This is a genomic window from Acinetobacter sp. YH16032 (genome assembly GCF_013417345.1).
Taxonomy (GTDB): Bacteria; Pseudomonadota; Gammaproteobacteria; order Pseudomonadales; family Moraxellaceae; genus Acinetobacter.
In genome coordinates this window covers 1-1,899 of sequence record NZ_VPEE01000100.1, presented here as the reverse complement: position 1 = coordinate 1,899, position 1,899 = coordinate 1, and the positions used below count along the sequence as shown (strand labels likewise).

Annotated in this window: 2 protein-coding genes and 1 pseudogene; all 3 read right to left on the bottom strand. The window is 37.2% G+C overall.

The annotated features are described in order from the left end of the window. A partial coding sequence (gene dcm / locus FTV32_RS16395; protein WP_180029113.1) for a DNA (cytosine-5-)-methyltransferase occupies positions 1-686 on the bottom strand: 686 nt, incomplete at its 3' end. Positions 687-826: 140 nt separating this feature from the next. Next, positions 827-969, bottom strand: a pseudogene (locus FTV32_RS16390) (helix-turn-helix domain-containing protein); the annotation flags it as partial. A gap of 161 nt (positions 970-1,130) precedes the next feature. Next, positions 1,131-1,899, bottom strand: a 769-nt coding sequence (locus tag FTV32_RS16385; RefSeq protein ID WP_180029112.1) for an ImmA/IrrE family metallo-endopeptidase, incomplete at its 5' end; no start/stop codon positions are given.

The window sequence follows — 1,899 nt, the reverse complement described above, 5'->3', positions numbered from 1 at the left end:
GCTGGCTGTTTTGCTGCAATAATACGTGCCACATCAAAAAACAGTGTTCCTTGTGCTTCACATTCAAAACCATGTGCCTTGCCGAGGGAGTTCTTTTTTGAAACACCTGCCAGAGAGAACGGCTGGCATGGGAAACCGGCCAGTAGTACCTCATGATCCGGAATTTCGTTATCAATATGTTCATAAGCTTCATTGATGTCTATATCCGGATCTTCAGTCAGCGTAACCTGTCTGATATCTTCGTTGAATTTATGATGTTGAGGATCACAGTACCAGTTGGCCTTGTAGGTCCGGATGGCTTCCTTGTTCCATTCGCTGGTAAAAACGCATTGTCCCCCTATTTCCTCAAATCCCTTCCTAATCCCGCCAATCCCGGCAAACAGATCAATAAAACGGAATTTATAGTCCGGATGGTGTGCTGGTGGCTTCGGTAGCATCTTTTGCTGAAGCATCTCCACTTCGCCCTCACTGAGTGCCCGTGGTGCACTCTTTCCATTGAGCCATTTATTCAGCGTTTCACGGGTCCAGTCATACTGTCCAACCCTGCGAAGTATTTCAGCAACAGTTTTCTGGTCGTATGACTCCAAGACCTGATTGACCAGCATTTTGTGCTCTTCAATTTTCTGTTTTTCCTGGGTTAGGTACTTTTCATGCAGGTCATCGGCTTGGGAGAGAAACTCTTTCATCTATAAATCTATATTTGGGTATTTTGAGTGATACTTTATCACTCATTTGACCCAGATATAAGCTAAAACATTCATTGTTGCTCATAAAACATCCATTAAAAAGCTGATAGGGGAAAAGCAGCCCTGAATGTAGGTCCAACTGGGCCTTGAGCTTTGTATTTTGCAGTAAACGTCTGATCTGACGTTTTGAAATATGAAGTAACTGAGCAGACTAGGTTTGAGGTATGCGTTGATCGCAGATTTCCTGCAAGATTGACAATCTTTTAAGTTCTTTATCTGGCATGACGCTAACATATAAAATCGTCTGCTTCGACAATCGCAAAAGCACATATTCTAAAAGTGAACATTTTTACTTTGGAGAAATCAGACATTTCTATTTTGGGCTTACAAACCAACTTCGCGTAAGAGATTTTATGTTAAATAAGAAACTGTATATTTAATATACTATTTGAATGAAGGGGGTTCCCATGTATCACTAAACTCATCTTCAATCTCTTCATATAAAGTATTTGTTGTGATTACTGTGAGAGTTTTTTCATAAGATCCCAATGTGATACTTTCCTCAATTGCTTTAATACGATGATTTGTATCAATCCATTCATTAAGAAAAATTTCTTTTTTTGATAGCTCAGTTGAAATTATATTTTTATTTGGTAAGACTTTGTTTTTTATATAAATACACTTTCCAAACTTACGTAGTTCCTTAGTATCGAAAACAGCATCTACTTTACCATTTGAACTGATAATTAATAGCGCAGGTGCTTCAGTAAGTTCAATATATCGTATAGCTGTAGAGGTTAAGGACGTATTGAAAATACTAGCTAAAGACTTAATTGCTTCTAAGCCGTCATTGTATTTATACATTTCCTTTTCAAAAAGAAATTTAGGCATTAGTAAGCAGGTAGAAAAATAGTCTGCTTCTCTTTCATAGGGATCTTTACTGCTCGAACCTGCACTTGAAAAATGAGTACCATTTTTATTAAAGATATTTTCAGGATGTTCAGGTAAAAAATAATGCCCAAATTCATGGGCAATACTGAATCGTTGATATGGAATATTATTGATAGAAGAAGCATAGTAGATTAGGAAATCATTGCCATTCCTAATAAGCGCTCCAGAAATACCATGACTCTTTTGAGATTGAGTTTGTATATCAATCCCTAGTTCTTCACCTAATTTAAAAAGATCTATTTCATAATCGATTAAATCGTAA